General features: G+C 68.4%; 20 protein-coding genes. 12 read left to right on the plus strand and 8 right to left on the minus strand.

From position 1 onward, the window contains the following. Positions 1 to 70: 70 nt before the first annotated feature. Together ABE434_RS00945 and ABE434_RS00950 are read right to left on the minus strand one after the other, a co-directional pair. Positions 71 to 466 (minus strand): hypothetical protein, encoded by a 396-nt coding sequence (locus tag ABE434_RS00945; protein WP_346477465.1) that lies wholly within the window; start codon positions 464 to 466, stop codon positions 71 to 73. Next, complete coding sequence (locus ABE434_RS00950) at positions 463 to 1,818, minus strand: MFS transporter (RefSeq protein ID WP_346477466.1); 1,356 nt, start codon at positions 1,816 to 1,818, stop codon at positions 463 to 465. Before ABE434_RS00950 ends, ABE434_RS00945 begins: the two co-directional genes overlap by 4 nt. A gap of 104 nt (positions 1,819 to 1,922) precedes the next feature. Between ABE434_RS00950 and ABE434_RS00955 the strand changes: the two genes are divergently transcribed. Beyond that, complete coding sequence (locus ABE434_RS00955; RefSeq protein WP_176988711.1) at positions 1,923 to 2,819, plus strand: LysR family transcriptional regulator; 897 nt, start codon at positions 1,923 to 1,925, stop codon at positions 2,817 to 2,819. A gap of 138 nt (positions 2,820 to 2,957) precedes the next feature. On the opposite strand, the gene ABE434_RS00960 is transcribed toward ABE434_RS00955, so the two are convergent. Then, positions 2,958 to 5,777, minus strand: coding sequence for a glycoside hydrolase family 3 C-terminal domain-containing protein (locus ABE434_RS00960; RefSeq protein WP_346477467.1), 2,820 nt, complete (start codon positions 5,775 to 5,777; stop codon positions 2,958 to 2,960). 267 nt (positions 5,778 to 6,044) lie between these two features. Then, a complete protein-coding gene (locus ABE434_RS00965; protein ID WP_346477468.1) occupies positions 6,045 to 6,488 on the minus strand; it encodes a helix-turn-helix domain-containing protein in 444 nt (147 codons plus the stop codon). Between the two features lie 75 nt (positions 6,489 to 6,563). Here ABE434_RS00965 and ABE434_RS00970 point away from each other — a divergent pair, with 75 nt between their 5' ends. The 7 genes from ABE434_RS00970 (at position 6,564) to ABE434_RS01000 (ending at position 15,155) form a co-directional block, all read left to right on the plus strand. Then, a complete protein-coding gene (locus tag ABE434_RS00970) occupies positions 6,564 to 7,904 on the plus strand; it encodes an MFS transporter (RefSeq protein WP_346477469.1) in 1,341 nt (446 codons plus the stop codon). Beyond that, on the plus strand, positions 7,826 to 8,260 hold the full coding sequence (locus ABE434_RS00975) for a glyoxalase (RefSeq protein ID WP_070425312.1): 435 nt from the start codon (positions 7,826 to 7,828) through the stop codon (positions 8,258 to 8,260). Before ABE434_RS00970 ends, ABE434_RS00975 begins: the two co-directional genes overlap by 79 nt. A gap of 256 nt (positions 8,261 to 8,516) precedes the next feature. Beyond that, positions 8,517 to 9,134, plus strand: coding sequence for a translesion DNA synthesis-associated protein ImuA (imuA, locus tag ABE434_RS00980; protein WP_179458734.1), 618 nt, complete (start codon positions 8,517 to 8,519; stop codon positions 9,132 to 9,134). A 9-nt stretch (positions 9,135 to 9,143) separates the two neighbouring features. Then, positions 9,144 to 10,559, plus strand: a complete 1,416-nt coding sequence (locus tag ABE434_RS00985; protein WP_346477470.1) for a DNA polymerase Y family protein — start codon at positions 9,144 to 9,146, stop codon at positions 10,557 to 10,559. Continuing rightward, on the plus strand, positions 10,556 to 13,660 hold the full coding sequence (locus tag ABE434_RS00990) for an error-prone DNA polymerase (RefSeq protein ID WP_346477471.1): 3,105 nt from the start codon (positions 10,556 to 10,558) through the stop codon (positions 13,658 to 13,660). The genes ABE434_RS00985 and ABE434_RS00990 overlap by 4 nt, the downstream gene beginning before the upstream one ends. Positions 13,661 to 13,770: 110 nt before the next feature. Then, positions 13,771 to 14,277: a hypothetical protein gene (locus ABE434_RS00995; protein WP_346477472.1), complete on the plus strand. Its 507-nt coding sequence runs from the start codon at positions 13,771 to 13,773 to the stop codon at positions 14,275 to 14,277. A gap of 110 nt (positions 14,278 to 14,387) precedes the next feature. Beyond that, positions 14,388 to 15,155 (plus strand): YggS family pyridoxal phosphate-dependent enzyme, encoded by a 768-nt coding sequence (locus ABE434_RS01000; RefSeq protein ID WP_346477473.1) that lies wholly within the window; start codon positions 14,388 to 14,390, stop codon positions 15,153 to 15,155. 55 nt (positions 15,156 to 15,210) lie between these two features. On the opposite strand, the gene ABE434_RS01005 is transcribed toward ABE434_RS01000, so the two are convergent. Then, a complete protein-coding gene (locus ABE434_RS01005) occupies positions 15,211 to 16,107 on the minus strand; it encodes a LysR substrate-binding domain-containing protein (RefSeq protein WP_346477474.1) in 897 nt (298 codons plus the stop codon). A 98-nt stretch (positions 16,108 to 16,205) separates the two neighbouring features. Between ABE434_RS01005 and ABE434_RS01010 the strand changes: the two genes are divergently transcribed. Both ABE434_RS01010 and ABE434_RS01015 read left to right on the plus strand, forming a co-directional pair. Further along, positions 16,206 to 16,397, plus strand: coding sequence for a hypothetical protein (locus ABE434_RS01010; RefSeq protein ID WP_346477475.1), 192 nt, complete (start codon positions 16,206 to 16,208; stop codon positions 16,395 to 16,397). 499 nt (positions 16,398 to 16,896) lie between these two features. Next, positions 16,897 to 18,210, plus strand: a complete 1,314-nt coding sequence (locus ABE434_RS01015) for a chloride channel protein (protein ID WP_346477476.1) — start codon at positions 16,897 to 16,899, stop codon at positions 18,208 to 18,210. Between the two features lie 54 nt (positions 18,211 to 18,264). Here the strand turns inward: ABE434_RS01015 and ABE434_RS01020 are convergent, their stop codons facing one another. From ABE434_RS01020 to ABE434_RS01030, 3 genes are all read right to left on the minus strand, one after another. Beyond that, positions 18,265 to 19,251: an MDR family oxidoreductase gene (locus tag ABE434_RS01020; protein WP_346477477.1), complete on the minus strand. Its 987-nt coding sequence runs from the start codon at positions 19,249 to 19,251 to the stop codon at positions 18,265 to 18,267. An 88-nt stretch (positions 19,252 to 19,339) separates the two neighbouring features. After that, positions 19,340 to 19,834, minus strand: coding sequence for a lysozyme inhibitor LprI family protein (locus ABE434_RS01025; protein WP_346477478.1), 495 nt, complete (start codon positions 19,832 to 19,834; stop codon positions 19,340 to 19,342). Between the two features lie 128 nt (positions 19,835 to 19,962). Then, a complete protein-coding gene (locus ABE434_RS01030; protein ID WP_346477479.1) occupies positions 19,963 to 20,607 on the minus strand; it encodes a helix-turn-helix domain-containing protein in 645 nt (214 codons plus the stop codon). A 126-nt stretch (positions 20,608 to 20,733) separates the two neighbouring features. On the opposite strand from ABE434_RS01030, the gene ABE434_RS01035 reads away from it, so the two are divergent. Together ABE434_RS01035 and ABE434_RS01040 are read left to right on the plus strand one after the other, a co-directional pair. Next, on the plus strand, positions 20,734 to 23,016 hold the full coding sequence (locus tag ABE434_RS01035; RefSeq protein WP_346477480.1) for a TonB-dependent receptor: 2,283 nt from the start codon (positions 20,734 to 20,736) through the stop codon (positions 23,014 to 23,016). 17 nt (positions 23,017 to 23,033) lie between these two features. Continuing rightward, complete coding sequence (locus tag ABE434_RS01040) at positions 23,034 to 23,939, plus strand: tyrosine-protein phosphatase (protein ID WP_346477481.1); 906 nt, start codon at positions 23,034 to 23,036, stop codon at positions 23,937 to 23,939. Positions 23,940 to 24,039 lie beyond the last annotated feature (100 nt).

A 24,039-nucleotide genomic window follows, 5' to 3' on the forward strand; every position in this document is an offset into this window, starting at 1 on the left:
CCGCAGCCTAGCGCTGCGGGCGCTGCCCCGGTAGATGCCGATCGGCCTGTTCCTTGGCCGTTCCGCGCATTCAGCTGCCAACCGCCGTTTCATGCAAAGCCTGCCAGGCCAGCGTGCCGTCAGCGCTGTCCACCAGGATGGCCAGCGCTTCGCGGCGATGGCCTACGCCACCGGCCTCGCTCTGGTCTTCGCGGTAGCGCACCGCGCAGGCGTTGGCAACCAACGGCAGATACTGCAAGGCATCGACGGTGATCTGCAGGCCTGGCCGGCTGCCATGGGCCGATCCGAAGAAGCCTGCCAGCGCCGGCTTGTCCAGGCGCACGCCACGGATGCCGACCATGCTGAAGTCGTCGTTGAAACGGGCGAGCAGCGCGTCCAGTGCAGCCACCGGCGCGCGGCCGGTGAACCAGTCTTCGATCAGCACATGCAGGTCATGGATTTCGGTGAAGGCAAGCGTGTCATTCATGGGGAGGTTCTCAGGGAAAGGGAGGACGCCGGCAGGCGCCACAACAGCAGGATCGGCAGCAGGCTCATGCCGGCTGCCAGCATCAGGGTGAGCGTGAATGCCTGTGCCGGCAGGACGGCGGAGAGCAGCGCCAGGACGCAGGCCAGCAGTGCGGCAGCCAGGCAGAAGCTGAGCTGGCGGTTGAGGTTCCACAGCGCGCTGCCCGGCAGCAGCTCCGCATCCGCCAGGCCCTGGAAGGCGAGCGTCTGCGCACTGCTGCTGCACAGGCTGCCACCCAGCCCCATCAGCGCGAACGCCAGCACCGGCAACCACGGGTGGCCGGCCTGCACGCCGATCAGCAGCGCGATGCCGAGCGCCTGACATCCCATGCCGAAGCTCAGGAGTGGGCGCGCGCCGATGCGTGGCAGCCAGTGCCGGGTGGTGGCAATCGCGCAGGCCGAGGCGATCGCCCACGGCAACATGAAGCCACCGATGGCGGCGGCCCCGTAGCCTTGCCGATGCAGCAGCAGCGTCGCCACCAGCTGGGTGCCGATGAAGGTGCCGGGCACCAGCAGATAGACCAGCATCGCCAACCGCAGTGAGGCATGCCGCAGCAGCGACCACTGCAGCACCGGCTGATCGGTCCGACGCGCACTGCGGGCGTAGAGGAACAGCACCACGGCGGCGGCAACCAGCAGCCCGGCGCCCACCGGCCGCTGGCCCGGTTCGGCGATCAGGCTCAGCGCGACCAGCAGCACGCTCAGCCCCATCGAGCCCAGCAGCAGGCCGCGCCGGTCCAGCGCTGGCGCGGACAGCGGCGCACCCGGACGCACCCAGCAGGCCGCCAGCACCAGGGCCACCACGGCCAGCGGCACACTGACCAGCAACACGCCCCGCCACGAGCCCCACTCCACCAGCAGGCCCCCCAGGGTCGGCGACAGCGCCGGCACCAGCAGCGCGACGGCCATGATCCGGGCGGTCAGGCGCGCGCGGTCGGCCGGTGGGCATTCGCGGTAGGCCATCGCCTGCCCGACCGGAATCAACAGGCCCCCACCCAGCCCCTGCAGCAGGCGCCAGCCGATCAGCCACTCGATGCTGGGGGCGGTGCCCGCCAGCACCGCGCCCAGGGTGAACAGCGCCAGCGACACGCACAGCAGCCGGCGCTCACCCAGGCGTGCCGCGAGCCAGCTGCCGAGCGGAATGACCAGGGTCAGGCCGAGCATGTAGGCGTTGCCGATCCACGCCAGCTGCGGCACGGAGGCCTGCAGGTCGGTCGCGATGGCCGGATACGCGACCGTGCCGATGAACATGTTCACCAGGTCCAGCGAGAATCCCAGCAGGTACAACGTTTCCACTTTCGCCCGGTAGGTCATGGCGCGCTCCGATTGCAAGGCGGCAGCATGCGCGTTGCCAGCGGCTGGATATACGGGCAATCGAGTGCAAGACTGTCAAACCATTTTTGACAGACACGGCAGCCATGGTCAGCCTGGACCGCTTCGAAACCTTCAAGGCGATTGTCGATGCCGGCAGCCTGACCGCGGCCGCGGAGCGCCTCGGCCAGAGCCGGGCAGTGGTGAGCTTCAATCTCAAGCGGCTGGAGCAGGAACTGGGCGTGACCCTGCTGGTGCGCAATACCCGCAGCCTGGCGTTGACCGAGGCCGGCGAACGCTTCTACCAGCACTGCACCGCCCTGCTGGCGACTGCCGAGCTGGCGATCGAGGAGGCCCGCAGCGAACAGCTGCAGCTGCGTGGCACGCTGCGGCTGACCACCACGCCGGAGTATGCGATCGCCCGGGTCGTGCCGGTGCTGGAATCGTTCCGCGCCCTGCATCCCGAGCTGCGCCTGCACCTGTCGACCTCACCGGCGCCGGCGGACCTGATCCCCGAGCGGTTCGATCTGGCGATCCGGCTGGGGCGCCTGCAGGACTCGCAGCTGCGCGCGACCCTGCTGGACGAGCACGCGCTGTGCGCGGTCGCCTCACCGTCATTGTTGTCCACGTTGCCCGACGATGCGGCACGCGACGATCCGGACTGGATCCGCACGCTGCCACGGTTGGGGTATCCGCGCCTGGCGGACCTGCCGCTGGTGGCCCCCGATGGGAGCACCGCGCTGTTTGCCTGCAACCCCGCCCATGCGGTGGTCACGGTCGACAACGCCTCCACGCTGCGCGCCTTCGCGCTGGCCGGGGCCGGCGCGACCGTGTTGCCGCAGTGGTTGATCGATGACGATCTGGCGCAGGGCCGGCTGCTGCCGATCCTGCGCCACCATCGTTTCCCGCGCCAGGGCGTGTATGCGGTGTTTCCGAACACCGCCCAGCCCTCGCGCCGGGTCCGGCTGCTGCTGGCGCACCTGCGCGAGCACCTGCCGGGGTGACCGGTGGCACGACCAACGGTCGTGGCCTGCCCGTCAGAACGTTGGCACGACCAACGGTCGTGCCCTACCCCGTACCGCGCGTTGGGTCCGATCCGCGGTAGGTACCGACCGTTGGTCGGTACCGGCGCGTCCGTCAGCTCAGCGGACGACCTGCTCGGCCAGCTCCAGCGGCACGCGCTGCACCGGTGCGTTGGCCGCGCGCGACAGCTGCACTTCGTACTGCCCACCGGCGATCTTCCACTGCTTGTCGGCGGTGTCGAAGCTGGCCAGCGTCTTCGGTTCGGCTTCGATGCGGATCCGGCGGCTCTCGCCCGGCTGCAGCATGACCTTCTGGAAGCCGATCAGGCGGATCGGCGTGGTGCTGCCCTGCGGCAGCTGCAGGTACAGCTGCGGCACGTCCGCACCGGCGACCTTGCCGGTGTTGCGCACGTCCACGCTGGCGACCACACGCTGGCCTTCCACCACCACCTGCAGGTTGTCGTAGCCGAAGCTGGTGTAGGACAAGCCATGGCCGAACGCGTACTGCGGAGTCAGGCCCTTGGCGGCGAACCACTTGTAGCCGACGTTGGCGCCTTCGATGTCGTAATCGATGGTGTCATCCGGCTTGTTCTTCGGGTTGAAGCCCAGGCCGTTGACGTGCGGGCGCGGCAGCTGGCTGACATCCACCGGCCAGGTCACCGGCAGGCGGCCGGACGGATTGACCTTGCCGGTCAGCAGCGCGGCGATGCCTTCGCCACCGCGGATGCCCGGGTACCAGGCCTGCAGGATGGCCGGTACCTGCTGCAGCCACGGCAGCTCGACCGGGCCATTGGTTTCCAGCACCACCACGGTCTTCGGGTTGGCCTTGGCGACCCCGGCGATCAGCTTGTCCTGGTTGTCCGGCAGCTGCATGTGCGGCAGATCGACCGACTCGGCCGACCACTGCGTGGCGAACACGATGGCCACATCGGCGGCAGCAGCAGCGCGCGCGGCGGCAGCCACGTCACGGCCATCCACGTAATCGATGCGGGCATCCGGACGCTCGGCACGCAGCGCTTCCAGCGGCGAGGACGGGTGGAAGATCACCGGGCCCGGCCAGGTGGTCGGCATCACGCCCGGCACCGCATTGGTGCCGCGCGCGGTCCAGCCCACCATCGAGGAGCCGCCGCCACCGATCACGCCCTTGTCGGCATGGCCACCGATGATGACGATGCGCTGCACGTCCTTGCCCAGCGGCAGCAGGTCACCGGCATTGCGCAGCAGCACGCTGCCTTCTTCGACGGTGCGCTGCGCGGCGTGGAAGCCGGCGTCGTCGTCGATCGGCTCATGCACCGGCGGCAGATCGAAATTGCCGTGCGCGAACATGGTGCGCAGGATCCGGCTCACCATGTCGTCCAGGCGCGCCTGCGGCACCACGCCACCGGCCACGGCCAGGCGCAGCGGTTCGTCGAAATAGACCGCCTTGTCGAACACTTCACCGGCCGACTGCTGGTCCAGGCCGGCCAGCGCCGCCTTGGAGCCGCTGTGCACGCCGCCCCAGTCGGACATCACGAAACCGGGGAACTTCCATTCCTGCTTGAGCACCTCGTTCATGAGGTAATCGTGTTCGCAGCCGTAGGTGCCGTTGATGCGGTTGTACGAGCACATCGCCGAACCGGGCTTGCCGATGTCGATGGCGATTTCGAAGGCCAGCAGGTCCGACTCGCGCATCGCCTGTTCGCCGATCTCGGCGCTGTGGAAATTGCGCGAGGTCTCCATGTCGTTGAGCGCGAAGTGCTTCATCGTGGAGATCACGTGCTGGCTCTGCACGCCGCGGATCGATTCGCCGACCAGCACGCCGGCCAGCAGGGGATCTTCACCGGCGTATTCGAAGTTGCGGCCATTGCGCGGATCGCGCTGCAGGTTGACGCTGCCGGCCAGCAGGATGTTGAAGCGCTGCTGCCAGGCTTCACGGCCCATGGTGGCACCACCGGCGAAGGCGATATCCGGGTTCCAGCTGGAGGCCGTGGACGGGCCGGACGGCAATGCAGTGGCGTGGTCGCCCTTGCGCAAGCCACCCGGATTGGTCACGCCCAGGCCGGCATCGGCCGACTGCTGCGCCGGAATGCCCAGGCGCGGCACGCCCGGTACGAAACCGGCCGAACCGACCGCGCCTTCCGGCAGCGGACCGCCGTCCTTGCCCAGCCCGAAGTAGCTGTGCAGCATCTGGAACTTCTCGTCCACCGTCATCTGCGCGAGCAGGGCCTTGGCGCGGGCATCGGCGTTCAGGGCGGTGTCCATCCACGGCGTCTCGCCACCGACCGGCGCGGCATAGCCCAGGGTCAGCAGCGTGGCCGCGGTGGTGCCCTTCCTGCCGTCATGGATGCGCAGCTTGATCGGGGCCGAGCTGGCCGACTGGAAGCCGTCACTGAAGTAGCTCTCGTTGGCTTCCAGCGCGACGCGCGACGGATCGAAGCCGGCGGTGGTGGCCGCATCGGCGCTGACCGCGCCCAGCAGCACGGCCGGTGCGCCCAGGCGCGAACGGGTGACCAGCGGCGGCAGTGCAGCGGCATCGGCAGCGCTGGTGTACAGCGCGACGACGTGGCGACCATCGTTGAGGCGAAGGTAATTCAGCGACGGCTGTTCGGTGCCCGACTCGGCTTCGATCGGCAGGCGGGTCAGCACGACGCTGCCGGTCTGCTGCGCGGCGGCAGGATCGGCGGTCACGAAACGATAGTGGTAGCCCAGCGCGTCGGCCAGAGCCTGCAGCGGGTCCACGCGGTCGGCGCGGCGTTCCACGTTGCGCACGGTCAGGGCATCGACCTGCAGCTGCTCCAGCTGCGCGGCGACCACGGCCGCATCCAGCTCACCCGGGGTCTGTTCCAGGGTCAGCACGGTGAACGCGTCGGTGGTGGCAACCGGGGCGGCAGCCCAGGCGGAAGCGCTCAGCGAGAGCGCGATGGCGGCCGTCAGGGCCAGGGGCTTTGAAATCGTTTTCATGAGCGGACGAAACACCTTTGCTTGCGCAATAAATCCAGGGAGTCTTGCCGCAGAAGGGTGCAGCGCCATGTCGGCGGGAACCACGCGCGGGCGCGCGGAACCGTTTACAACGCAAGGCGATGACGGCTACGTCCAGGCCCCTCCGCCCGTCGTGACAGCCGCACCACCCGGGAGCCCGTTACCGGCACTCCACCCCGGAAGAGTGGGCGAGCCTGTTCATGCCTGTCAACAGGATGCTTACATTTGGGACACCGTGGGCCTCGGGATTCACGACGAAACTGGCTTGATGACCCGGGTCTCGGCGGCCTCCACCACCTGCCCGCGCTGGTCGCGCGGCTGCATCAGCGCCAAGGGGCGATCATCGCTGTCGGCCTGCAGGACCGAGCGTGGTTCGCCCGGCGCGAACAGGAAGGCTTCGCCCCATTGGCGCAGCGCCACCACCAGCGGGAACAGCGCGCGGCCACGTTCGGTGAGCACGTATTCCTGATAGCTGCGGCCTTCGGCCAAGGGCTGCTGCGCCAGCACCTCCGCCTCCAGCAAGGCCTGCAGGCGCTGGCTGAGCATGCTCCGCGACATCCCCAGGCGGCGCTGGAAATCGCTGAAACGGCGCACCCCGTCGAAGGCCTCGCGCACGATCAGCAGCGACCAGCGGTCACCGACCAGATCCAGCGCGCGCCCTACCGGGCAGGTTGTCATCGACTCGGTGGCCATCAGGATGCTCCGCTCAAGGTTTCATTTTAGAACCACATGCCGCAGAATCAACTGGTTCTATTTTGAGACTGAATGATGGCGACCACCGCCCCCGGCATTTCCGCTTCCCCGCTTCCCTCCGCCCTGCTGATGCTGTTCGCCTGCGCCGCCGGGCTCAGCGTGGCCAATGTCTATTACGCGCAGCCCTTGCTAGATGCGCTGGCGGCCGATCTGCAGATCAGCACCGGCCGCATCGGCGCGGTGATTGCCGCCACCCAGCTCGGCTCGGTCGCTGCCCTGCTGTGGGTGGTGCCGCTGGGCGACCGCATGGAGCGTCGCCGCCTGATGGCGATCCAGACAGTGGGCCTGGTGCTCGCCCTGCTGGCCGTCGCGATGGCCGCGCAGGCCTGGAGCCTGTTGCTGGGCATGCTGGCGGTGGGCCTGCTCGGCACCGCGATGACCCAGGGGCTGATCGCCTATGCGGCCGCCGCCGCAGGCGAGCACGAGCGCGGCCGCGTGGTCGGTGCCGCACAGGCCGGCGTGGTGGTCGGGTTGCTGCTGGCACGCGTGGTGGCTGGCGCGGTGGCCGATCTGGGCGGTTGGCGCGCGGTGTACCTGCTCTCGGCGGCGCTGATGGTGGTGACGGGTACCCTGCTGTGGGCGCGCCTGCCGCAGCTGCCGGTGCCCATCACGTCCAGCGCGCGGACCGGCATGATCGCCCTGCTGCGGCAGCAGCCGGTGCTGCGCCAGCGCGGCGTGCTGGGCCTGCTGCTGTTCACCGTGTTCGGGCTGTTCTGGAGCAGCATGAGCCTGCCACTGGGCGCACCGCCGTATGCGCTCAGCCACACCGGCATCGGCGCTTTCGCGCTGGTCGGCCTGCTCGGTGCGTTGGCGGCGGCACGCAGCGGGCACTGGAGCGACCGTGGCCATGCCGGTCGGGTCACCACCGGCGCCCTGCTGCTGATGCTGCTGAGCTGGGCGCCAATCGCGGCGATGTCCCACCACCTCGGCTGGCTGGTGCTTGGTGTGCTGCTGCTGGACCTCGCCGTGCAGGCGCTGCACGTGACCAACCAGAGCCGGATCCTGGCCGCGGCCCCGCACGCACAGGCGCAGGTGATCGCCGCGTACATGCTGTTCTACGCAGCAGGGAGTGGATTGGGTGCGCTGGCCGGCAGTGCGCTGTATGCCGCCCATGGTTGGAACGCGGTATGCGCGGCCGGCGCCGGCATATCGCTGCTGGCACTGCTGGCGTGGTGGGCGATGACGGGTTATCACGCCATCACCGGTGGTCATGAGCCCTGCCCGGTTCCCGGCGGAGCGCGGATCGATAATGACTGCTCACGTCCCGGAGCAACCGCATGCCCCCACACCGCCACTTCGATCAACTCTGGCGCGACCGCAATGACACCTCCCGGCAACGCAGCCCGCGGGTGCTGATCCGGGTGTTCGTCGGCCCGGGCGAACTGGAAGCGCGGGTGGCGTTCTACGAGCAGTTGCAGGGCGTGGTCGCCGATGCGGGTTTCCCGTTCCCCGAGGCCGGCCTGCGCCTGGCGATGGTCGGGGCGTTCCTGCTGATCGAAGGAGCGCCGGACAAGCTGGCCCCGTTCACCTCCACCACCGGGACGCTGCTGGTCGATGACGTGCAGCCGTATTACGACCGGCTGGTGGCGGCCGGGGCGCAGATCATCTTCCCGCTGCAGGTCGTGCCTACCGGCGCGGCCTTCAATGCGGTGCATCCGGACGGCACCGTGGTCGAGTACGTGCACCACCGGCCCGATCCACAGGGGCGCTGAGTAGATCCACGCCATGCGTGGATGCCCTCCATCACGCACTTGGCCATCCCATCTGGCGCGCTGCCATGCTGCTCTCCTGAAGCATTCAGCACCCTCAACCGGTTCGGAATCCGGCTGCCGAATTCGTTAGCATTTTTACTAATTGCGGGTAGGATTGTCGGTCTCAGCCTTTGACACGCGTGCTGCCGATACTCGCCGCCATGCCCTTGTTTCCCGCCCGTTTCCGCCTGCTCCAGCCCTGCCGGGAGGCCCGCTGATGGGCGCCGTGCTGGCCCTGGACCGGCTGCTGGAAACCCGCCGGGTCTGGCGGGGGCAGCCACGTGCGGCCTTCCCGGAGGTGGCCCCGCACCCCACCGGCCACCCGGCGCTGGATGCCCGCCTGCCCGGGGGTGGCTGGCCGCCCTCGGCGTTGTCGGAGGTGCTGCTGGCTTCGCCCGGGGTCGGTGAGCTGGCCCTGGTCTGGCCGACCCTGGCACGGCTGAGCCAGCAGCAGCAGACCGTGGTGCTGATCGCCCCGCCGCACCTGCCGCATGCCCCGGCCTGGGCCCGCGCCGGGCTGGCGCTGGGCCAGGTGCAGGTGGTCCAGGCCAGCCCACGCGATGCGCTGTGGGCGGCCGAACAATGCCTGCGCTCGGCCGCCTGCGCGGCGGTGCTGTGCTGGCCGCAGCAGGCCGATGACCGCGCGCTGCGCCGGCTGCAGGTGGCAGCTGAAACCGGCCAGTGCCTGGGGTTTTCCTTCCGCGATGCCCGGCATGCGCGCAACCCCTCTCCGGCCGCGCTGCGCCTGCAGCTCGACGATGGCCAGGTGCGGGTGCTCAAGTGCCGTGGCGGGCTGGCACCGGCGCAGCCGTTGCCGCTGGCCGTGGCCCATTGAGCCGCCGCCGTGGACTGGGCCTGCCTGCTGCTGCCGCACCTGGCGCTGGACGCTGCCCTGCGCCAGCAACCGGATCCGGCCGCGCCGCTGGTGCTGGTCACCGGGCCGGCGCAGCGGCGCGTGCTGCATGCGGTCAGTCCCTCGGCACGGCAGCTCGGGCTGCGCCGCGGCATGCTGCTCTCGGCCGCGCAGGTGCTCACCCGCGACATGCTCAGCGCGGAGTACGACCCGCGCGCCGAGCAGGCCACCCGCCAGCTGCTGGCGAGCTGGCTGTATGGCATCAGCTCGCAGGTCAGCCTGGATTTCCCGCACGCGCTGGCACTGGAAATCCGAGCCAGCCGCGCCCTGTTCGGTGATTGGCCGAAGGTCGAGCAGCGCCTCACCCGCGGCTTGACCGAGCTGGGCTTCCGGCATCGGCTGGTGGCCGCACCGAATCCGCATGCCGCCAGTGTGCTGGCGCGCGTGCATGGCCGGCTCGGCGTGGATGCGCACCAGCTGGACGCGGCCCTGGCCCAGGTGCCGATCGAACGCAGCGGGTTGCCGGTCGAGGCGGTCACGGTGCTGGCGCGGTCGGGCCTGCGCACGCTGGGCGCCGCGTTCGGCCTGCCACGGGAGAGCCTGGCGCGGCGTTTCCCGCCGCAGGTACTGGCGCACCTGGATGCGCTGCGTGGGATCAGCACGCCGCCGCTGCGCTATTTCCAGCCACCGGACCGCTTCGATGCGCGCATCGAGTTCGAGTACGAGGTCGAGTCCACCCAGGCGATGCTGTTCCCGCTGCGGCGGCTGACCACCGACCTGGCCGCCTTCCTGTGCTCGCGCGATGGCGGCGTGCTGCAGTTCGATCTGTGGTTCGAACACGAAAACCACCCGGATACGCGGCTCTCGATCGGCCTGCTCGCACCCGAGCGCGAACCGGCGATGCTGTTCGAGCTGGCCCGCAACCGTGTCGATCATCTGCAGTTGCCGGCGGGCAGCCGCGGCCTGCGGCTGCAGGCCGAGCAGCTGCCGCCGTTCGTGCCGGCCGCGCGCGATCTGTTCGACCCGCGCCCGCAGCAGGCGATGCCGTGGGAGCAGCTGCGCGAACGCCTGCGTGCGCGGCTCGGCGATGACGCCGTGCAGGGACTGGGGCTGCGCGCCGAGCACCGGCCCGAACGCGCGAGCGGCGATGCCCAGGGTGCGCCCAAGGCCCGGCCACCGGTGCTGCCGATGCGTCCGGGCTGGCTGCTGGCGCAGCCACAGGCGCTGCAGGATCCGCACCTGCGCATCCTGTCCGGGCCGGAGCGGATCGAATCGGGCTGGTGGGATGCCGGCGACATCCGCCGCGACTATTACGTCATCGAAACCGGCCAGGGCCAGCGCGGCTGGGCCTATACCTCCACCGATGCACGCAGCGGACCTTTCATGCTGCACGGCTGGTTCGCATGAGCGCGCCGCCGTTGCCCGGGTATGCCGAGCTGCACTGCCTGTCGGCCTTCAGTTTCCAGCGCGGCGCGTCCATCGCCGAGGAGTTGTTCGCGCGCGCCAAGGGCCAGGGTTACCGTGCGCTGGCGATCACCGATGAGTGCTCGCTGGCCGGCATCGTGCGCGCCTGGCAGGCCGCGCAGAAGCACCAGCTGGCACTGATCACCGGCGCCGAATTCCAGCTGGAGGACGGCCCCAAGCTGGTGCTGCTGTGCACCGACCAGGGCAGCTACGCCGCGCTGTGCCAGCTGATCACCACCTGCCGCCGGCGCGCGCCCAAGGGCGAGTACCGCTGCCTGCGCAGCGACATCGGATCGTTGCATGCCGGCCTGCTGTGCCTGTGGGCCGACGCCACCCCGGGCATCGAGGATGCACAGTGGCTGCAGGCCTGCTTCCCGCAGCGGCTGTGGCTGGCGGTTGAACTGCACCGCGAGGCCGACGACCGCGCGCGCCTGCAGCGCCTGCGTCGTTTCGGCCGCGACCAGGGCATTCCATTGGTGGCCAGCGGCGATGTGCACATGCATGTGCGCCGCCGCCGCGCGCTGCAGGATACCCTCACCGCGATCCGCCACCACTGCACGCTCGGCGACGCCGGCTGGCGTCTGTTCGCCAATGGCGAGCGTCATCTGCGCACCCGCCAGGCCCTGGCCACGCTGTACCCGCCCGAGCTGCTGGCCGAGACGCTGCGCATCGCCGAGCGTTGCCACTTCGATCTCAAGCAGCTGCAGTACACCTATCCGCGCGAACTGGTGCCGGCCGGCCACGACCCGGCCAGCTGGCTGCGGGTGCTGGTGGAGGAAGGCATGCAGTGGCGTTGGCCAACGGGCGCGACGCCCCGGCAGCGCCACCAGATCGAACACGAGCTGGCGCTGATCCACACCAAGCAGTACGAGTCGTACTTCCTGACCGTGCACGACATCGTGCGCTTCGCGCGCAGCCAGCAGATTCTCTGCCAGGGCCGCGGCTCGGCCGCCAATTCCTCGGTGTGCTACGTGCTGGGCGTGACCGAGATCGACCCCAGCGACATGGACCTGCTGTTCGAGCGCTTCATCTCCGCCGAACGCGACGAGCCGCCGGACATCGACATCGACTTCGAACACGAGCGCCGCGAGGAAGTCCTGCAGTACGTGTTCAACCGCTACGGCCGCGAACGCGCCGCGTTGACCGCGGTGGCGATCAGCTACCGAGGCCGCAGTGCGGTGCGCGACGTGGCGCGGGTGCTGGGCCTGCCGCCGGACCAGGTCAATGAGCTGGCCGCCTGCCTGGACCGCTGGAGCAGCCACGAGCCGCTGCCCGAGGCGCTGCGCGAGCGCGGCTTCGATCCGGAGACCCCGCTGATGCGGCGGGTGGTCGCGCTGACCGCCGAGCTGGTCGACTTCCCGCGCCACCTGTCCCAGCACCCGGGCGGTTTCGTGATCTCCGAACATCCGCTGTCCACGATGGTGCCGGTGGAGAATGCGGCCATGGCCGACCGCACCGTGATCCAGTGGGACAAGGACGACCTGGATGCCACCGGCCTGATGAAGGTCGACTGCCTGGCGCTGGGCATGCTCACCGCCGTGCGCAAATGCCTGGCGATGCTGGAGGCACATGGCGAACCGCCGATGAGCATGGCGAAGATTCCCGCTGGCGATGGCCCCACCTACGACATGATCTGCCGCGCCGACACCCTGGGCGTGTTCCAGATCGAGTCGCGCGCGCAGATGGCGATGCTGCCGCGCATGCAGCCGCGCTGTTTCTACGATCTGGTGATCGAAGTGGCGATCGTGCGCCCGGGCCCGATCCAGGGCGACATGGTCCATCCCTATCTGAATCGACGGAAGAAGCTGAAAGAAGAAGGCATCGAAGAGATCGACTACCCGCCCGCGCTGGAGAAGGTGTTCAAGCGCACTCTCGGGGTGCCGCTGTTCCAGGAACAGGTGATGCAGCTGGCAGTCGCCGCCGCCGATTTCAGCCCCGGCGAGGCCGATGCGCTGCGCCGTTCGATGGCCGCCTGGAAGCGCCACGGCGGGCTGGAGCCGCACCGCGACAAACTGCTCGCCGGCATGGCCGCCAACGGCTACAGCCGCGAATACGGTGAGCGCCTGTTCGAGCAGATCAAGGGCTTCGGCAGTTATGGCTTCCCGGAAAGCCACGCGGCCAGCTTCGCGCTGATCACCTATGTCAGCTGCTGGCTCAAGTGCCACCACCCCTCCGCGTTTGCCGCCAGCCTGATCAACAGCCAGCCACTGGGTTTCTACACCCCGGACCAGATCCTGCAGGACGCGCGCCGCCATGGCGTGCCGGTGCTGCCGGTGGACGTGCGTTACAGCGCATGGGACTGCACCCTGGTCCCGCCCACCTCGCCGGGTCGCCCGTTCGGCATCCGCCTAGGCCTGCGCCTGGTCGATGGCTTCAGCGAGGCGGTCGCCACCGGACTGGTACAGGCGCGCCACCGCGCGCCGTTCGACAGCGTCGCCGACCTGAGCCAGCGCGCGCAACTGGACCGTCGCCACCAGGGACTGCTGGCCGATGCGGGTGCACTCAAGGGCTTGAGCGGCCATCGCCATCGCGCGCGCTGGGAGGTTTCCGGGGTGGAGAAGCCACTGCCGCTGTTCGAGACCGCGCGCGCCACCACTGAAACCGCCGTGCCGCTGCCGCTGCCGAGTGCCTTCGAGGACATGCAGGCCGACTACAACAGCACCGGCACCACGCTGGGCCGGCACATGGTGTCGTTCATCCGCAGCCAACTGCGCGAGCGCCGTTGCCACCGTTCCGACGAACTGACCGCACTGCCACACGGGCGCAGCGTGCGGTTTGCCGGCCTGGTGCGCATGCGCCAGCGCCCCCAGACCGCCAGCGGCGTCACCTTCCTCACCCTGGAAGACGAATGCGGCATGGTCAACGCGGTGGTCTGGCGCAAGATCGCCGACCGCCAGCATCGGGTGCTGGTCGAAGCGCAGTTGATGCAGATCGATGGCCGCCTCGAACGCGTGGACGGCGTGCAGCACCTGATCGTCCGCCAGATGCACAACATCGACAGCCTGATCGACGGCGTGCGCACCCACAGCCGTGATTTCCGCTGAGCCATCTCGTGACCCACTTCACACTCTGAATTCAATTCCAGAGTTTTCCGACTGGTGCCGTGAATAGCCTATCCGGTATGGTCGCACCCTTCCAAGGATCCGGAGACGGTATGTCGCGCGCGCTGACCCTCACCACGCTGGTTGTGTCCAGCCTTGCTCTGGTGGTTTCCGGATGGACCGCGCTGCGCCTGCACCAGAGCCAGTCCGATGAGCGTGTCATCACCGCGCGGGGCCTGGTCATCCGCGATGCCAACGGCCAGGCGCGGGTGATCCTCGGCGCACCGGTCCCCGACCCGCTCACCAAGGGCGTTACCCAGGGGCCGCGCGCGTCACCGCTGTCGGGCCTGATCCTGCTCGGTGCCGATGGCTCCGAGCGTGGCGGGTACGGCACCGCCGATGTCGGCGACGAGGCGATCCTCACCCTGGACGATGCCACCGGCACCACCGAAGTGTTCAAGGTCACCGCCAACCCGGACCGCGGCGCCACCCTGGTGGTCAAGCACCAGAACAGCACCGGCGCGATGCTGACCTCCTGGCAGGGCAAGCCGGAGCTGATCTTCCTCAACAACGACGAACAATCGCACTACGTCAGCCCGCACTCCGCTGCGGCGCCCTGATATCGGCGGGCGGTGATTTTCGGGTAGCGCTATGACAACCTGTCCGTTGTCACGGGACCGCCCTGCCGGCGCGCCGACGCGCCGCAGCCGTCCCCGCTTCCGGAGCCCCCATGCCCATCGCTGCCCCCACCTGGCCCCAGGCCACCACCGTCGACGAGATCCGCCACAACCTGGAGGCGGTGCGCGAACGCATCGTCCACGCCTGTGCACTGGCCGGGCGCGACCCGGCCGGCGTGCGCCTGCTGCCGGTCAGCAAGACCGTCGATGAAGCCCGCCTGCGCATGGCGTGGGAAGCCGGCTGCCATGAGCTCGGCGAGAACAAGGTGCAGGAAGCCCAGCGCAAAGCCGCGGCCATGGCCGACCTGCCCGGCCTGCGCTGGTCGGTGATCGGCCACCTGCAGACCAACAAGGCACGTGACGTGGCGCGCTTCGCCAGTGAGTTCCAGGCGCTGGACAGCCTGCGGGTGGCACAGGCGCTGGATCAGCGGCTGGCACTGGAGCAGCGCACGCTGGACGTCTTCGTGCAGGTCAACACCTCCGGTGAGGACAGCAAGTACGGCCTGGACCCGATCGAGGTCGCCGACTTCGTGCAGCAACTCCCGGCGTTCCTGAACCTGCGCGTGCGCGGGCTGATGACCCTGGCGCTGTTCTCGTCGGACCCGGAACAGGTACGCCCGTGCTTTACGCGGCTGCGCGACCTGCGCGAGCGGCTGCGCCCCACGCTGCCACCGGGCATCCGCCTGGACGAACTGTCGATGGGCATGTCGGGCGATTTCGAAATCGCCATCGAGGAAGGCGCGACGGTCGTAAGGGTCGGCCAGGCCATCTTCGGCGCGCGCTCGACCCCGGATAGTTTCTACTGGCCGACCCCGGCATGAGCCGCCATCGCCGGGTCATCGATTCCCACGACCAACCCTCAGCCCGTTCCACGGGTTAGCCCGCGGTATTCATGTGCAACGCGTGCTCGGCCGCTTCGGCATGCAGCCATTCGCGAAAGGCCAGGAAGCCCTGATGCGTCGCCGATCGCGGCGGGTACACCAGCCAGTGCGACCAGCGCGTCTTCAGCCGGTGCGGTGACAGCGCGATCAATTGCCCGGAATCGAGCAGCAGGCGCGCCCGCGTCACCCGCCCCAACGCCACGCCGATGCCGTCCAGCGCGGCGCGATGGTGTGCTTCGGAATCATTGAGCATCGCCACATAGCGCGCCGGTGGCGTGTCCTCGACCAGCGCAAACCACCGGTCCCACTCGCCATCCGGGTCGCCCAGCAGCGGCCAGTGCGAGATGGGCTGGCCATCCACACCACCCATCTGCTGTACGAGTGCAGGACTGGCCATCGGCACCAGCCACTCGTCGAACATCGGCTCGGCGGTCAACCCCGGCCACTGGCCTGCGCCTACGCGCAGCGCCGCGTCGATCTGCAACTGGCGTGCGAAATCAGTGAGGCGTTCGCTGGACTCCAGATTGATCTCGATCTGCGGATAGGCGGCGACGAACCTGCCCAGTCGCGGCACCAGCCAGTTGGAGGCCATCGAAGGCAGCGCACTCACCGTCAGGACCCGGTCATGGCGCGCCGCGAACGGCTGGAACGCCTGCCCGATCGCGTCCAGATGGGGTGCGACCTGATCCAGCAACCGCTGCCCTTCCGGCGTGACCCGCACACCGCGTGGCTGGCGCAGCAACAACGGATAGCCGAGGCGCTGCTCCAGTTGCCGCATCTGGTGGCTGAGGGCACTGACCGTGAGGTTCACCGTCTCGGCCGCGCGGGTCAGGTTGCCCAGCCGCGCCGCGGTGACGAAGTTCTGCAGCGCCTGCAGCGGTGGTCGGGACATCTGACTTGATCTCAGCTCAAGGGTGGCTTGCAGGAATATCGCTTTTTACGCCCGCATCCTGAACTTATCGTCAACTCCATTCAAGTGGAGATAGGCGCATGAACCTGTTCGGCGGACTGCTTTTTCTGCAGGGGCACATCACCAATGTTGCACTGGCCCGGCAACTGGCCGGCGTGGATGCCGTGGACGGCGAGACGGAGGATGGGCCGGGGGACGCCGCAGCAGGCGGAGCGCAGTGTGGGGAGGTCGCGCCGGGCGTCGTGACGAAGACATGCCCGAGCAACCGTTGATATCACCAAGGCGGCCGACGCGTCCTGGCGCCCTGTCCGCCACCGGATGTGCCATGCTCGCCCCGTTGCAACCAACTGGAGAGCGTCGCCATGGCCAAAGGCCTGAACAAACAGAAAGAGCAGAAGAAGAAACCTGCCAAGACCGCCAAGGAAAAGAAGGCGGAGAAGAACGAAAAGAAGACCACCCGCGGTTTCGCCCCGGTCTGACCAACGGGTCTACCCGCTCATTGCGCGGGCAACATGGGAGTGCGGCCACACCACGGTGTCCCGCAGCTCCTCCCGCTACATACCGCCGCAATCGGCACGCCAACGCTCACGCGTCGGCCAACCTCAGTCTCTGCGCATCCGTCGCCGGCGGCATCTCGAACAGCCGCGAACGCGCCTCCCGCTTCCGCAACTGCGCCCTGAACTCCAGCGGGCTCATCGCCGCGGCAATGCGAGCGCAAACCGACAGATTCAGTGAAAAAGACCGGCGGATCGCCGTGAGACAATGCGGTGCATGACCTCACCCGACCCTCAACGCCTTCTTCTTTCCAGGGATGCGTGGAAGCGCCGTGCGGCCTTGTGGGGCGGTGCGGTGGCCGTGGCCCTGGTCGCGATCGTGTTCGCCAAGGCCAGCGACGCCGCCTTCAGGGTGTTCCAGTCGATCATCGCCCACTCGATCTGGTGGGCACTGCTGGTGACCCCGGCGGTCTTCGCGCTGCTGGCATGGCTGACCAGTGGCGCACTCAAACCCACGCGTGGCAGCGGAATTCCGCAGGTGATCGCGGCGCTAGATGTGCCGACACCGACGTTTCGGCGGGACAACCTCTCGCTGGGCGTATCGGCAGGCAAACTCGCCCTGACCACCCTGTCCCTGCTCGGGGGCGCCTCGGTGGGCCGCGAGGGCCCTACCGTGCATGTCGGCGCCAGCGTGATGTACATGTTCGGGCGATGGTTCGGATTCCGCGATCCCAAGGAGCTGTCGCATTTTCTGCTGGCCGGTGGCGCCGCCGGTATCGCGGCGGCGTTCAACACGCCGCTGGCGGGCATCGTGTTTGCCATCGAAGAGCTCAGCGGCCGTTTCGAGCATCGCTTCTCCGGCACGCTGCTGACCGCGGTCATCGTGGGTGGCGTGGTGTCCCTGGGCCTGCTCGGCAACTACACCTACTTCGGCAAAGTCACCGCGACCCTGCCGCTCGGCCAGGCCTGGCTGGCGATCGTCCTGTGCGGCGTCGTCGCGGGCCTGCTGGGCGGTGTGTTCGCCAACGCCGTGCTGCTGACCATGGCAGGCCGGCCACGCTGGCTGGGTCAGCTGCGGCAGCGCCATCCCGTCCTGTTGGCTGCCCTGTGCGGGCTCGCCCTGGTCCTGCTGGCGGCGGCCTTTGGTGCGGGCGCCTTCGGCACCGGCTACGAGCAGGCCAGGGGGCTGGTCCAGGGCGCGCCCTCGGTCGGCCACGAGTTCGGCCTCATGAAGCTCCTCGCCAACCTGGTCTCCTATGTCGCCGGCATTCCCGGCGGGCTGTTCTCGCCCGCCCTGGCCGTCGGCGCCGGCCTGGGCCACAACCTCGCCGCCATCATGCCCTCGGTCGATGAGCGCATCTTCGTCCTGCTGGGGATGTGCGCTTACCTCACCGGGGTGACCCAGGCACCGCTGACCTCCGCGGTCATCTCGTTGGAACTGACGGACAGCAGCGACATGCTGCTGCCCATTCTGGCAACGGTGCTGATCGCGCGCGGCGTCTCCGGCCTGGTGTGCCGGGTGCCGATCTACAAGGCCATGGCCGAACAGCTGGTCAAGCCGCTGCAGGGCGCCAATCCGCCGCCGGCGTAGCGGGCTGATCCACCGCAGGCGCCTGCTGCCCGTCGGCCGCGTGTGCGGGCCGGATCACGCGTTGACGTCCACCACGGTGCGCCCCTGTACGCGGCCCTGCAGTAGCTGCCCCGCAAGTGCGGGCACCTCGGCGAGTCCGATCACCTGCGTGGTGCGGGCCAGCTTGCCCAGGTCGAGATCACTGGCCAGGCGCGTCCACGCCTGCTCGCGCGCTGCGTAGGGCGCGTTCACCGAATCGATGCCGGCCAGCGTCACGTTGCGCAGGATGAAAGGCAGCACGGAGCCCGGCAGATCGGCCCCCTGGGCCAGACCGAAGGCCGCCACCACACCGCGATAGCGGGTCTGTGCGAGCACGTTGGCCAAGGTATGGCTGCCCACCGCGTCGATCGCACCCGCCCAGCGTTCCTTGGCGATCGGCGCACCCGGTTCGGACAGCGTGGCGCGGTCGATGATCTCGGCCGCGCCCAGCGCCTTGAGATAGTCGGACTCCTCCAGCCGGCCGGTCGAGGCGACCACCCGGTAGCCGAGCGCGGACAACAGCGCGATCGCGATGGAGCCGGCACCACCGTTGGCGCCGGTGACCAGGATGTCACCCTGGTCCGGTGATACACCGCCATGTTCCAACGCCAGGACCGACAGCATCGCGGTATAGCCGGCGGTGCCGATCGCCATCGCGTCGCGGCTGGAGAAGGCCTCGGGAATCTTCACCAGCCACTCGCCCGGCACGCGCGCCTTCTGTGCATAGCCGCCGTGATGGGTCTGGCTCAAGCCCCAGCCGTTGACCAGTACACGATCACCGGCGGCGTAGCCCGGATGGCTGGAGGTCTCGACCACGCCGGCCAGATCGATGCCGGGGATCAGCGGGAAGGTACGGATCACGGGCGAACGGCCGCTCAGCGCCAGCGCGTCCTTGTAGTTCACCGTGGAATACTCCACGGCAACGGTCACGTCGCCGGGCATCAGATCCTGTTCGGTCAGGTCGACGACGCCGGCCGTGATGCTGTCACCGCTTCGCGTGGCAAGGAGGGCTTTGAAGGACATGGGATCTCCGGTTCCGGTGCATGAGGGGCGTTGCAGAGGAAACCAGTGTGCGCACGGCGCTGTACCGTCCCGTTAAATGGCCGCTGTTCTAGCGTCCACCCATGGGGTAGGACCCGGCACAGACGTCACCCTCCTCGACCCCGTCAACCCAGGCCTTGAGCTGCTTGATCCGATCCAGCGTCAGCTGCTCGTATTCGCCGCTCTGGCACATCGGCAGAACGCTCCCGTAATCCTCCGGAGACGGATACCGCGCCGCGATCTGGGCATCGCGGAACACCAGCCAGGCACGCTGCGCTGCCTTGAATCGCTCCAGGAACACCGTGTCCTGGGCATTGAGCGCCAGCACTTTGGCATAGATCCGATTGAGCTCGGCATCGGCGCTCTGCGCGCTGTTGCTGGCACATTGGTTGAGCCCGGCCTGCGACTGGTTCGGGCTGTCGCAGGCCATGCCATCGGACGTATGCGGCGCCGCCGCTGCCTTGGGCGGGCCTTTCGGCGCCTGTGCATGCGACGACGCCACCGGAAGCACCCCACAAACCAGGAGGAGTGCGGAAAGAACACGCATCGCAGCGCGCGCGTTCATTGGTATACCGCCGGAGCGGATGCGTGGATGACGTTGATAGACATGACGGCTCCGATCACCAGGCAGGTGGCGAGGTCCGCCACGGCCGGATTAACCGCGCGCCGCCGTGAATTCCATGTGACCGGGGCTCACTCGCCCAGCACGCTCGCAATCGCCACCGCCAGCAGACCCCGCACGGTCTCCGCCGCGAGGTCCGGATCGCGTACCGCACGCATCGCCAGGCCCTCGACCAGCAACCGCATCAACAACGTGCGGCGTTCCAGATCGGCGTCTTCGGGGGTACGGCCGCGCGCGATGTCGTGCTGCCGCAACCACGCGGTGATCGCCGCACTGGTCAGCCTGTCGTGCCGGCGCAGCACCTCGGCCACCACGGGATCGCGATGCGCTTCGGCGGTGATCTCCGCATACAGCGCGACATTGGCGATGGCATTGCCGCGGGTCTCCAGCGTCTCGCCGCGCGCCCACAGCTGGTAGCAGCGCAGCAGCCCATCGACCAGATCGGCGGCGGCCGGCATGTGCCCGATCGCCTCCTCGTCGTGGGCGAGCTGCCGTTCGATCAAGGCCAGGATCAGTGCGCGCTTGTTCTGGAAGTAGCGGTACATCAGGCCCTGGCTGATCTCCGCCTCCGCGGCGATGTCGCTGATCGAGCCGGCGTGGAAACCACGGGCGATGAAGCAGCGCTGCGCGGCATCGAGGATACGTTGTCGCTGCGCCTCGGCACGGGCGGCGGCGGTGTCGTCGGCGGCAGCGCCGGAAAGGGAATTAAGCGTCATTGCTCGTCATAGCAGGCGTCCAGTAGAGGACGGATGGTACGACAGCCGGCGGCTGAATGAACGGTCATTCATCTGTCATTTTGCGCGCCCAGACTGCGCCGGCCCCCTCCTTCCATGAACACTCCGATGCGCCACGCCCAGCTGCACCGCCACCTGTTAGCCCTCGCCATCGCCACCGCACTGCCCGGCCTCGCCCTGGCCAACGACGCGGACACCGCCACGACCACCGATAGCGCCGCCCGCGACGTCGTCGCGCTGGATCAGGTGGTCGTCACCGCCCAGAAGCGCGCCACCAATCTGCAGGACACCCCGATCTCGGTCTCCGTGGTGGATGCCGAAGCACTGAAGGACCGCAGCGCGATCTCGATCGGCAGCCTGTCCGATGGCTCGATCCCCTCGCTGCGGGTCACCCCGTTCGCGACCCGCAGCTCGGCACTGAACATCGGCATCCGCGGCATCGGCGCCTCTGGTGATGCCAACCAGCCCGCACGCGATGCGGGCGTTGGCGTGTATGTCGATGGTGTGTTCATGGGCCGCGCGCAGGGCCTGGGCAGCATGCTGTACGACGTCGAGCGCATCGAGGTGTTGAAGGGGCCGCAGGGCACGCTGTTCGGCCGCAACACCGAAGGCGGCGCACTCAGCATCGTCACCCGACAGCCCACCGGCGAGTTCGGTGGCCGCGTGAGCGCAGGCGTCTCCAACTACAGCGGCTACACCACCGGCCTGCACCTGGACCTGCCGAAAGTGGGTGATGTCAGCTTCAAGATCGACGCCGTGCAGGCCACGCGCGGCGGGACCACCGACAACCCGATGCGCGGCGAGCGCGACTTCAACAGCTACGACAAGCGCGGCGCCCGCATCACCGCGTTGTGGCAGCCCAGCGACGACTTCTCCGCGCTGTATGCCTTCGACCGCTCCTACGATGCCACCACGCCGTACCACACCCAGTTGCTGGTCCCGGGCCCCTACGTGAGCCCGCTGCAGAAAGCCGGCGCCAGCGAAGATCGACGTGATTCCGCCATTCTCGGTGGCCCACAGGAAGACAACATCGGCCGCACCAGCGGCCACCTGCTCAACCTCGGCTGGACGCTCAGCGACAGCCTGGAACTGAAGTCGATCAGCTCCTACCGTGAACTGACCCAGGGCCAGTTCGACATGGGACTGGTCGACGCGATCTCCGCCTATGGCGGCCCGAACACGCCGTTCGGCCGCTACAGCCTGGCCCAGGTCTACCAGCACCAGTACAGCCAGGAGTTCCAGCTGATCGGCACCACCTCGCAGGTCCAGTTCCTGGCGGGCGCCTTCTACTATCACGAAACCGCCGGCGACAACGCACAGACCCCCAACATGCTGCTGTGGGGGCCGGGCGGCAACAGCTACACGCTCAATCCCGCCACCAACCCGTTGAACCTGGGCAACGTGCGCGTCGATCGTGCGAGCAAGGCGTGGACCGACAGCCTGGGCATCTTCGGCCAGGCCACCTGGACGCCGGCCTCCCTCGAGCGTCTGCACCTGACCGCCGGTGGCCGCTATACGCGCGATGACAAGAAGGGCAGCCTGTACATCGTCAACGGCGCGGCCACCGATCTTGCCTTCGACGATGCCTGGGGACGCTTCGATCCGATGGTGAACATCGCCTACGACCTCGGCGAAAACGCGATGGTGTATGCCAAGTACAGCACCGGCTTCAAGGCCGGCGGCGCCAACTCGCGCTCCACGACCTATACCGCCTTCGCCCCGGAAGAGGTGACCGCGCTCGAGCTCGGCTTCAAGTCGCAGTTCTGGGACAACCGCGCGCGCCTGAACCTCGCGCTGTTCGATTCGAAGATCGAGCACAAGCAGATGGATTTCTCGCTGCCCTTCGATCCCAACAGCGGCGAGACCCGCACCACGATGGTAACCACCAACGCGCTCAGCAACGGCACCTCGCGCGGTGCGGAGCTGGAATTCAACGTGATGCCGGTGGACAACCTCACCGTCGGCCTGAACTACGCCTACACGCGGATCGATGCGCAGAGCGCGGTCGACCCGTTCGGCGCGGGCGTGCAGGTCACCGTGCAGCCGCTGCTGGCGCCGAAGAACGCCGGCAGCGTGTCGCTGGACTACCTGCTGCCGTTCGCCAATTTCTCCGCGCTCAAGTTCCACCTCGACGGCAACTGGTCCGACGGCTACTACACCAGCGAGTACGACCAGATGCTCACCGACAGCTCCTTCATCGTGAACGCCCGCGTGGCCCTGATCGACGTCCCCCTCAACAGCACGGGCTCGACCCTGGCCGTCTCGCTGTGGGTGCGCAACCTGCTCGACGAAGAACACCTGTTCTACAAGCTCAACAACGCGTCCCTCGGCCAGAGCGGGATCTTCAATGATCCGCGCACCTATGGCCTGGACGTCACCGTCACCTTCTGATCGCCCTGGAGATTCCGATGAAGAACCGAAGCACCCCACTCGCCCTTGCCATGGCCCTGAGCCTGCCGATGCTCACCGGCGCCGGTATCGTGCTGGCCCGCGCGCCGGTCGCCGAGACTGCGACCGCCGCCACGCGCACCACCAACGTGCAGCCAGTCGCCGCCGACGCACAGCGCGTCATTCCGCTGCAGGGCGCATGGAACACCCGCACGTTTGCCGGCCTGCAGGGCACCCATGGGCCGATCCCGGCCAGCGCGTTCGTGCGCACCTCGGACCTCGGTCGCCTGACCGCCGCCGACCGCGACGCACTGGCCGCCGCCGGCGTCACCCTGGATATCGACCTGCGCACCGCCGATGAGCAGGCGCAGTCGCCGGACCTGCTGGCCGACGATGCCCGCTTCGCCTACCAGCGCACCTCGCTGATGGGGACCGAGAAGATGGACCTGCAGAAAATGATGACGACGTTCCCGGACTCGCTGGGCGCGGCCTACGTGCAATGGCTGGATCACAGCCAGCCACAGTTCAAGCAGGTCTTCCAGCGCATCGCCGCCGAGCGCGACGGCACCGTGCTGTTCCATTGCACCGCCGGCAAGGACCGTACCGGCATCATCGCCGGGCTGCTGCTCGACCTGGCCGGCGTTCCGCGCGCGGACATCGTGCACAACTATGCGATCTCCGCGCATTACCTGGAAGGCCAGCCCAAGGACAGCGCGATGAACGCGCAGATCATGGAACTGATCAGACAGAACCCGGAGATCGGCAGGAAGATGGCCGGCATGTCGGGCACCGCGCCGGAGAACATGGAGATGTTCCTGGTGGCCCTGCATCAGCAGTACGGCGGTGCCGAGGGCTACCTGAAGTCCATCGGCGTCAGCGAAGCGGAGATCGACCAGCTGAAGCTGCGGTTGGGTCAGGCCGGCTGAGCCGAGCGGGTCACGGGGGCGTGTGGGCCACGGACGGTCCACACGTGACGCAGCGGACGTCGCGTGGCGACGCTCGCCACTGGCATGACGGGCAACGTCC

The organism is Stenotrophomonas sp. TWI1183 (assembly GCF_039673115.1).
Taxonomy (GTDB): domain Bacteria; phylum Pseudomonadota; class Gammaproteobacteria; order Xanthomonadales; family Xanthomonadaceae; genus Stenotrophomonas; species Stenotrophomonas maltophilia_AA.

Coding starts and splice junctions, on each gene's coding strand:
- ABE434_RS01010 (WP_346477475.1), top strand. CDS start 16,206: ATGAACCTGTTCGGCGGACTGCTTTTTCTGCAGGGGCACATCACCAAT.
- ABE434_RS01015 (WP_346477476.1), top strand. CDS start 16,897: ATGACCTCACCCGACCCTCAACGCCTTCTTCTTTCCAGGGATGCGTGG.
- ABE434_RS00945 (WP_346477465.1), bottom strand. CDS start 466: ATGAATGACACGCTTGCCTTCACCGAAATCCATGACCTGCATGTGCTG.
- ABE434_RS01000 (WP_346477473.1), top strand. CDS start 14,388: ATGCCCATCGCTGCCCCCACCTGGCCCCAGGCCACCACCGTCGACGAG.
- ABE434_RS00990 (WP_346477471.1), top strand. CDS start 10,556: ATGAGCGCGCCGCCGTTGCCCGGGTATGCCGAGCTGCACTGCCTGTCG.
- ABE434_RS01025 (WP_346477478.1), bottom strand. CDS start 19,834: ATGAACGCGCGCGCTGCGATGCGTGTTCTTTCCGCACTCCTCCTGGTT.
- ABE434_RS00955 (WP_176988711.1), top strand. CDS start 1,923: ATGGTCAGCCTGGACCGCTTCGAAACCTTCAAGGCGATTGTCGATGCC.
- ABE434_RS01040 (WP_346477481.1), top strand. CDS start 23,034: ATGAAGAACCGAAGCACCCCACTCGCCCTTGCCATGGCCCTGAGCCTG.
- ABE434_RS01030 (WP_346477479.1), bottom strand. CDS start 20,607: ATGACGCTTAATTCCCTTTCCGGCGCTGCCGCCGACGACACCGCCGCC.
- ABE434_RS00950 (WP_346477466.1), bottom strand. CDS start 1,818: ATGACCTACCGGGCGAAAGTGGAAACGTTGTACCTGCTGGGATTCTCG.
- ABE434_RS00975 (WP_070425312.1), top strand. CDS start 7,826: ATGCCCCCACACCGCCACTTCGATCAACTCTGGCGCGACCGCAATGAC.
- ABE434_RS01035 (WP_346477480.1), top strand. CDS start 20,734: ATGCGCCACGCCCAGCTGCACCGCCACCTGTTAGCCCTCGCCATCGCC.
- ABE434_RS00965 (WP_346477468.1), bottom strand. CDS start 6,488: ATGGCCACCGAGTCGATGACAACCTGCCCGGTAGGGCGCGCGCTGGAT.
- ABE434_RS01020 (WP_346477477.1), bottom strand. CDS start 19,251: ATGTCCTTCAAAGCCCTCCTTGCCACGCGAAGCGGTGACAGCATCACG.
- ABE434_RS01005 (WP_346477474.1), bottom strand. CDS start 16,107: ATGTCCCGACCACCGCTGCAGGCGCTGCAGAACTTCGTCACCGCGGCG.
- ABE434_RS00970 (WP_346477469.1), top strand. CDS start 6,564: ATGGCGACCACCGCCCCCGGCATTTCCGCTTCCCCGCTTCCCTCCGCC.
- ABE434_RS00995 (WP_346477472.1), top strand. CDS start 13,771: ATGTCGCGCGCGCTGACCCTCACCACGCTGGTTGTGTCCAGCCTTGCT.
- imuA (WP_179458734.1), top strand. CDS start 8,517: ATGGGCGCCGTGCTGGCCCTGGACCGGCTGCTGGAAACCCGCCGGGTC.
- ABE434_RS00960 (WP_346477467.1), bottom strand. CDS start 5,777: ATGAAAACGATTTCAAAGCCCCTGGCCCTGACGGCCGCCATCGCGCTC.